Genomic DNA, 6,703 nt, shown 5'->3' with positions numbered 1-6,703 from the left:
TTCTTTCGATTCAAGATTTCGCCGATCAGCGGATCAGCCCGAGTGGTCAAAGTTATGGGTAATTGAAAGCTTCACCGGATGCGTACTCGACCAGCGGATCAAGAACGATCCTTTGGCCGAGGCCGCGATCGCGTTCTTTGGTGCGGTGTGGGCACGAGAACGGACGACGGTCATTGTGGCGAAGGCAAGCATGCCCTGTGAGACATGGCGATGCCCGCCTGCCAGGAGCGGGTTTCTTGTGATCAAGACCAAGCTCGTTCTTGGTCGTTTCCAAGCCGTCCTCGACGGCCCAGCGATCGCCTTCCACTGACGCCAGCTTTTGAATGGACGTGCCTTGGTCATCACGTGGAGTAAAATGCCAAGTCGCCGTCGGCAATGTTGCGGCGGATCAGAAATCCTTGCAGATCGGCATCGGGCGAAGCCGACGAGGCTGCTGATAGAATCCGCTCGCCGGCTTGCTCTTCCCGCATTCCTGGCAGACGAGCGTCATGCAGGCGCCTCCAACAATCCGAGCTGGTTGACGCGGTCTGATACGGTGCGACCGTCATGGGTCAGCATGAACGGGAGAAAGACGGCATCGAACGACAGGATGCCGGTCTCAATCGCCATGATCTGGCCCTTGACCCAGTCGCGCAGGATCGAATTGATCGCGATCTGTCCCTGCGCCAGCGCGCGCTCGCGGTGCTCGCGCTCGGTGCGACCCCGAATCCGGTAGCTGTACGGATGCTCTTTCAGATACAGCGCGGCCCAGCCGCTGGCGCTGGCGCGCAACTGCATCTGACGACCGCGATGACGAAACGCCAGCAACAGCTCGTGCTTTTCGAAATCATCCATGAAGCCGATGCTGTCGCAGCCGACCCGGCGCAACACCTTGATGATGTCGTCGCGAGCGGCGACGCCGCTGGTCGCGTTCTCATAAGGCGTCGTCATGACGCGGGCTCCTGTCCCGGATTCTTCTCCGGCAGCAATTGGTCGACGACGGCGCCCAGGATCGAGGATGGCGTCTCGGCGCCGTCGCGGGTGATCGCGGTCGCCACGTTCTCGATCTCGGCGCCGTACTGCAGCGCCAACGAGAGCACCACCGCCGCGTCGCGCGCGATGGCCTCGACGGCCTCGCCGGATTTGCCGCCGGTTATGAAGACCTCGCCAAGGGCGCCGTCGTCATAGAACCCGAGCGTCACTGCAAAGCGGCGGCCGACGCCGCCCCATTCGATCTCGAATGTTTCGGCGCGGCGACGTTGCGGCAAGATCCGGCGCTCTCCCATCACGCCACCGCCGCGACTTTCGGCTTGCGCGGGCCGCGCTTCTCAGCCTCCAGCGCGCCCGATACCTGCCGGATGCAACCGATCAGCTCCGCGGCCTGCGAGCGCGTGGTGACCGCCGCCGTGATATGCAGCTCGATGTTGCCGTCATTGGTCTTCAACTGGACGTCCGCGCCTTTCGGAATCTTCATTGCGATCCTCCATGCTCTTGATCCGCCAGCGGCGTTTCGTATCGCGTCACCAGCTCGACCACGCCGATCACCTCGCGATGCCCGACATCGTTCGCGATCTTGTCGGCAAGCCGTTTGGCGATGCCGAAGTCGCTCAGTTCGGCCTCGATCTCACCCGTGGAAAGGTTGATGACGCGATAGGTCATGCCGATCCCTTTGCTTTGGAAAACTGCAACTCCCACTGCTCGGCGAACCTGCGCAGCTCCTTGTCGATCAGGTCGATCTTGCGCATGTCGGCCTCGGTCGGCTCCTCGCCGCCCGGATCGAAAACCGTCATCAGGCTGCGGAATAGGTGCTGGGCGCCAGCGAAAAACGCGAGCTTGCATTCCTCAAGCTGGACCAGCGGCGCGTCCGGCGGCACGACCGCGATCCGGTAGCCGATCCAACCGGCCTCGATCAGCTTGCCCGCCTCGGCCAGCTCTTTCGACAAACGTTCCAGATAGCTGCGATCAGCCATGGTCAAGCATCCAAGTTGCGTTCTGCTTTGATAAAGGCGGCGTGGACCCGCTGCACGAGATCGCAGAAATCGTCTTCGATTCCAGCATCGTGGTGAATCTTGACGGCGCCCGTGAGCAAGGCGCTGATAGCGAGCACCGTCCGGCACGTGCCGCAGAGCGAGGTCGGCACAAAGGCGCAGTCGGCGACGGCGTCGGCAAGGATCTGGGAGAATTTCACCGCGATCCGGTCCTGTTCTTCTTGAGCGCAGGGCATGGCGTCATCCTTTCTTGGTCCGGCGCCTCCGGCGGGGCGCGGTTCGCTCGCTCCTATCCTCGCCGCGCGGCGGGATCGTCATCACCGCCTCCGGTGGCTGGACCGGACCAGGGGTGAAGCGAGCCAGCAACTTGCGCACGCGATAGGCTTCGCTGAAGTGATCACCGGCATGACAGTGCATCGTGTCGGTGCGGCAGACCTCGCCGCAGCAGATCGCCTGCGCAATTTCGATGTCGCTGGGTCGCTCGTTCTTCATCTCAATGCTCGGTTGATGCGGCTTGACCGTTGCCGCCGTTGCGCGGCAGGAACTGGACTTCGGAGCCTTCGACCGAGCGGCGCTCGTCAAGCTCGCGCTCGGTGTCGTGAAACTTCTGCAGGCCGTGCATCAAAGCCGCGCCAGTCTGATCGAGCAGGCTCTTGATCGCTTCACCCCTGCGCATCATGGCGTCGCGGTCGGCGTTCGCGTTGGCGAGCTGACGGCGCAGGCTCTCATTCTCGAAATCCAGAATTGCCTTGTTGTGCTTCAAGGTCTCGTTTTCCGAACGCAGGGATTCGATCTCGGTCTGCATCGTTGAAATTTCGTTGGCGAGGTTCATGGGTGGTCTGCTCCTGTTGTGGCGCGTTTAGGTGATCCTCGGCCCGCTGCCGCCCTGGGGGCTGGGGGCTTTAAGGCAGCAGCGGGCTTTCGGATCGAGCTGCAGGCGTCGGGGGCGCCGGTTCCTGCAGCGCTCGATTCAATGCGGCGGCGAATCTGCGAACGGATTCCCGCGACAAAGCGCCGGTTGGTGGCATGGCCTTGCGGAATCAGCAGCATCAGACGCCGGCCGTCTCGGCTGGTAAAATGGATGCGCGTGTGGCGGGTGCCGTGCGTTACAAGAACGTCGGAGCCGCCGTAGTCCCGAATAAGCTTGATCGTCTCGCGCATCAGTTTTCTCATCGGCTACTCGACCGGCGTCAATGCCGTCCGGATGGCGTGCTCGTACTTCTTGCAGGCATGGATCACGACCGAGTGGCTGCGCTCGAACTTCTCGCCGATCTCGTGAAAGTTCTTGCCGGTGACGACGCGGACGAACGCCATCACCTTCTGGCGAATCTCGACGACGTCGGAGCGATCACTGAGCAGGACGGTCCGCGTGACGCCGTAATACTTGGCGCAGATACCCATCGCGTCGAGGATCTGGTTGCTCCAGGGGCGTGCAACGCGATGGCGACGGAACGCCCGGTCGGCCATGATCAGGAGATTGATCTCGACGGCCGCGAATTCCGCGGGTCGCTCCGTCTGCGGATGGCCCGTCAGCGACGGCATCCGCGCCGCCGCGATCCAATCGAGAGCAAGGGAAAGGGAATCGTAATTGGTGGTGAACAAGCGTCCGTGCAGTGCCATCACTTCCATAGTATCCTCCCCGTCTTTCAGGCCTCATCCGACCCTGCGTCGGATGGCACCTTCTTCTGTGATTTCGCAGCATGCTCATTGGCGTAGGCGTCGAGCGTGGCGACTGCGGCCTGACCGATGGCGGGTGCATTGCCGCGCAGCCGTTCGGCGAGGCGCGGCGAGATGTCCTTCGCGGTCTCGCTGGCGACGACGAATCCGGCGTCTTCCATCTCATCGCGGCCGTACATGCCGCCGATGATGTCGGGGCAATACATGCGCGCCCAGTCGCGCGACATGTTGTAAAACAGCTGCAAATCCGGTTTCAGGTCCCAGAGCGGCGACCCCTTGACCTTGCCGTATTCGTTGCGCGCCGGCCGCAGCTTGCCCAGCGTGAACTGGCCAGGGTCGGCGCTGCGCGGCGGGAAATAGCGCGGCTCCCTCTCGCCCTTGAAGGTCGCATAGACCCTGCAGCGGCGGTCGTCGCCTTCGCCCTCATATTCGACGTTCAGCCGCGTGGTGATCGGCGCGCGCTGCTCGATGATGGCATGGAAGAACTGGGATTCGTAGGCGACGCGCTTCTCGCCCTTGTTCTCGACGATGTAGGTCCAGCCCGCCAGCGTCAGCGCCGAGATGCCCAGCTCGTGCGCCTTCATGCAGACGCCGAACATGCCACCGACATTGCCCTGCAGCCACGGCGGAATCATCGGGCCAGCGGTCGACAACAGCTTGGCCTCATCGATCATGTCGCGCAGGTTGGCGACGTCGACGCCGCCGCCGCCTTTGAACAACAGAACCTGTTCGGTGCGCTCGTTGACGACCTTTTCGGCGTTGCCTTCCGCCAGGTCGCGGCGCGTCACGCGCTCCGGATGCGGACGGTCGGATTCCATGGGACGGTCGCCGGGAAAGGATTGATCGCTCATCAGGCAGCCTCACGCAGGGAGAATTTGACCCGGTCATCGACCGATTTGCGCCACCAGTCGGGCGCGTCGATGTATTCAGCGTCGGCACGATCGTCGCCCGGTCCCGGCCACACGCCGCCCTGGTAGCACTGCCAGAACATGCTGTAGGCGAGCTGATTGAGCTGATCGCCGCGCGCGATGTCCTCGTCCTTCAAGGTGCAGGCGCGCACGCAATAGGGCGGCCGGTTCTCGACAAACAGCACCGTGAACGATTGCACCGGAAGGCCGAGCGCGCGGGCGCCTTCGATCACCATGGCCGCCTGCTGGTAGTAGCCGCGATCGGCCATCGTCCGCTGCAGGTTGCGGTATAGCACTGGCGGGTGCGTCGTCTTGATCTCGGCATAGTCGCCGCTGGCGTTGGGAATCTCGTCGGGCCGCGCCTTCTTCCAGAATCCGCGATCGTCCTTCCAGATCAGCGAACGTTCGGGGGCGCCACCGAGCATCCCGGCCTGGACCAGCGGGAAGCTGCCCAGGGCGACAATCATGCCCTTCGCATGCGACGCCATCTCCGGCGTGATGATCGTTTTGCGATTCCGAATCTGCTCGGCCTTCCACTCCCGCCATTCCTTCCGGTTCCCGTTGTACGGGTGTCCGGCAATCGTCGCGGGACGGAAGACGCAATCGCTTTCGAACGGCTCGGCTGCGACGGCGGCATGCAGGAAGCGGCCGAGCGCCATCGCCTCGCTCTGCTCTTCATCGTCGACGTGATCCGGATTGAGCCTGGATTTTTCCCAGGCGTGGCGCGGCGATTCCCCGATGATGCCGCGCAGCATCGTCGAGGACACGCTGACCTCCGAGCAGAGGTCAAACCGATGGTAGTCGGTCAGCGGGATGCCGCGATAAATCCCGGGCTCGGTTATCGTTTTCCCATCCCAAGGAATCGACTGCATGTCCCATCCTCCCGCGCAATCGTCGGGCGTTCCTCGCCCTCGCGCCGAGGACAAGGCGAATGAAGTCCAGTCTGAGGAACCGATACGGGCCGCCCGCTAAAGGTCGCGAACAGTAACGCCGTCGTGGTTAGCTGGGCGTGTCTGTTGGTGCTCTCACCGCCCTAAATCGTGCTGCGATTCCACGCTCACGAAACCAAGTTGTCAACAGGCTCGAACGTCAGCGCATGAAGTTTCCGGACACGATGCAACCTCTGGGATTAATGCGTGTTCGCCTGCATATTTTATGAGGCAGTCAAACCGTCGCAGCTACAAACTCTCTGGACATCGAACAACGGCGAACAAGTGTAAACATGGACACGCGTCGCGTTTGGTGACAATTAAAACGACCATCGATCGTGCTCATGACGATGACACCAGATGGTCAATCCAGCCACATCGACATGGGATTCTGAGGCCGTCTCGGTCCTGCAAAGGATGTGGGGCGCAGGCAATTCGGCGTCTGTGATCGCTGCGGCGATGCATCGATCTCGCAATGCGGTCATCGGCAAGGTCGTTCGCATGAAGCTGCAACGCGCGAATGGATGGCCGGTCACCATGAAGGCGCGAACGGCGTCCCAAACCAGGACAAAGGCGCTGTCGAGCCGGACCGAACCGGCGCGGCCGGTCTCCTACCTTAAGGCGCGCGACTTCCATTGTCACGCCGTGCTCGATCAGCGCGGCGCGGACGGTCTTCGCATGCGCTGCGGCGCGCGGCACCTCAAGGGCGCGTCGTGGTGCCAAGCGCACTATCTCGCCTACTTCAACCATAGCCGGAGTCCCTGATGCCAACACGCGAGGCCCGCGCAGCACATCCCAAGCTCGCCGAGGCCCAGCAAATCACAACAGGGATAGACGATGGCCAAGGCAGCAGCAGTCGCGAACGACTTCGATCCGCAGCTCGTGCAGGAAATCCTGGCGAAGATTGACGGCTACAAATCCGATTTGCTTTCCGAGCGCGGCTCGTCGATGGCGCGGTGCCGCAACATCCGCGAGTCGATCAGCAACGTTTACAAGGAAGCCAAGGCGCGCGGCGTTCCGACCAAGGAATTGCGCTCGCTGGTGAAGATCCGCGACAACGAGCAGAAGAACCGCGAGATTTACGAGGAACTGGAGGCCGACCAGCAGCAAGTGCTGGCTATGCTCGCGGTCGCCGAGGGCGTCAAGGACCTGCCGCTCTGGCGCGCCGCATCGGCCGCCGCCGCTGAAAGCCGCCCCGCGACGTATCAGTAATGGGGGCGGC

14 protein-coding genes and 1 pseudogene are annotated in these 6,703 nt (G+C 62.6%); 2 read left to right on the top strand and 13 right to left on the bottom strand.

Annotated features, from left to right (window positions below):
• Window positions 1-98 precede the first annotated feature (98 nt).
• The 13 genes and pseudogenes from AC5ZG1_RS40260 to AC5ZG1_RS40200 form a co-directional block, all read right to left on the bottom strand.
• Window positions 99-401, bottom strand: a pseudogene (locus AC5ZG1_RS40260) (IS701 family transposase); the annotation flags it as partial.
• An 85-nt stretch (window positions 402-486) separates the two neighbouring features.
• The gene (locus AC5ZG1_RS40255) at window positions 487-930 is read right to left on the bottom strand and encodes a hypothetical protein (RefSeq protein ID WP_028167592.1); all 444 of its coding nucleotides are present in this window, start codon (window positions 928-930) and stop codon (window positions 487-489) included.
• Window positions 927-1,247, bottom strand: coding sequence for a TSCPD domain-containing protein (locus tag AC5ZG1_RS40250; protein WP_028167591.1), 321 nt, complete (start codon window positions 1,245-1,247; stop codon window positions 927-929). Before AC5ZG1_RS40250 ends, AC5ZG1_RS40255 begins: the two co-directional genes overlap by 4 nt.
• Before the next feature lie 17 nt (window positions 1,248-1,264).
• On the bottom strand, window positions 1,265-1,453 hold the full coding sequence (locus AC5ZG1_RS40245) for a hypothetical protein (protein ID WP_496136218.1): 189 nt from the start codon (window positions 1,451-1,453) through the stop codon (window positions 1,265-1,267).
• Window positions 1,450-1,638: a hypothetical protein gene (locus AC5ZG1_RS40240; protein ID WP_028167589.1), complete on the bottom strand. Its 189-nt coding sequence runs from the start codon at window positions 1,636-1,638 to the stop codon at window positions 1,450-1,452. Before AC5ZG1_RS40240 ends, AC5ZG1_RS40245 begins: the two co-directional genes overlap by 4 nt.
• On the bottom strand, window positions 1,635-1,949 hold the full coding sequence (locus AC5ZG1_RS40235) for a hypothetical protein (RefSeq protein ID WP_028167588.1): 315 nt from the start codon (window positions 1,947-1,949) through the stop codon (window positions 1,635-1,637). The genes AC5ZG1_RS40240 and AC5ZG1_RS40235 overlap by 4 nt, the downstream gene beginning before the upstream one ends.
• 2 nt (window positions 1,950-1,951) lie before the next feature.
• A complete protein-coding gene (locus tag AC5ZG1_RS40230; RefSeq protein ID WP_155255467.1) occupies window positions 1,952-2,203 on the bottom strand; it encodes a hypothetical protein in 252 nt (83 codons plus the stop codon).
• Window positions 2,204-2,207: 4 nt separating this feature from the next.
• Complete coding sequence (locus tag AC5ZG1_RS40225) at window positions 2,208-2,459, bottom strand: hypothetical protein (RefSeq protein WP_028167586.1); 252 nt, start codon at window positions 2,457-2,459, stop codon at window positions 2,208-2,210.
• A 1-nt stretch (window position 2,460) separates the two neighbouring features.
• The gene (locus AC5ZG1_RS40220; protein WP_028167585.1) at window positions 2,461-2,799 is read right to left on the bottom strand and encodes a hypothetical protein; all 339 of its coding nucleotides are present in this window, start codon (window positions 2,797-2,799) and stop codon (window positions 2,461-2,463) included.
• The gene (locus AC5ZG1_RS40215; protein WP_155255466.1) at window positions 2,796-3,140 is read right to left on the bottom strand and encodes a hypothetical protein; all 345 of its coding nucleotides are present in this window, start codon (window positions 3,138-3,140) and stop codon (window positions 2,796-2,798) included. Before AC5ZG1_RS40215 ends, AC5ZG1_RS40220 begins: the two co-directional genes overlap by 4 nt.
• A gap of 3 nt (window positions 3,141-3,143) precedes the next feature.
• Window positions 3,144-3,596 carry a helix-turn-helix domain-containing protein gene (locus tag AC5ZG1_RS40210; protein ID WP_496136217.1) on the bottom strand — a complete coding sequence of 151 codons (453 nt, stop codon included), beginning with the start codon at window positions 3,594-3,596 and terminating at the stop codon, window positions 3,144-3,146.
• Between the two features lie 17 nt (window positions 3,597-3,613).
• Window positions 3,614-4,495, bottom strand: a complete 882-nt coding sequence (locus tag AC5ZG1_RS40205) for a recombinase RecT (protein ID WP_028167583.1) — start codon at window positions 4,493-4,495, stop codon at window positions 3,614-3,616.
• A complete protein-coding gene (locus tag AC5ZG1_RS40200) occupies window positions 4,495-5,424 on the bottom strand; it encodes a PD-(D/E)XK nuclease-like domain-containing protein (protein ID WP_394569044.1) in 930 nt (309 codons plus the stop codon). The genes AC5ZG1_RS40205 and AC5ZG1_RS40200 overlap by 1 nt, the downstream gene beginning before the upstream one ends.
• A 417-nt stretch (window positions 5,425-5,841) precedes the next feature.
• On the opposite strand from AC5ZG1_RS40200, the gene AC5ZG1_RS40195 reads away from it, so the two are divergent.
• Together AC5ZG1_RS40195 and AC5ZG1_RS40190 are read left to right on the top strand one after the other, a co-directional pair.
• Window positions 5,842-6,246: a GcrA family cell cycle regulator gene (locus AC5ZG1_RS40195; protein ID WP_394569045.1), complete on the top strand. Its 405-nt coding sequence runs from the start codon at window positions 5,842-5,844 to the stop codon at window positions 6,244-6,246.
• A 72-nt stretch (window positions 6,247-6,318) separates the two neighbouring features.
• Window positions 6,319-6,693: a GapR family DNA-binding domain-containing protein gene (locus tag AC5ZG1_RS40190; RefSeq protein ID WP_028167580.1), complete on the top strand. Its 375-nt coding sequence runs from the start codon at window positions 6,319-6,321 to the stop codon at window positions 6,691-6,693.
• The last annotated feature ends 10 nt before the right edge of the window (window positions 6,694-6,703 follow it).

This window comes from Bradyrhizobium sp. Leo78 (assembly GCF_059512425.1).
Note: the sequence above shows the minus strand (reverse complement) of the source record. Positions and strands in the feature narration are given on the sequence as shown.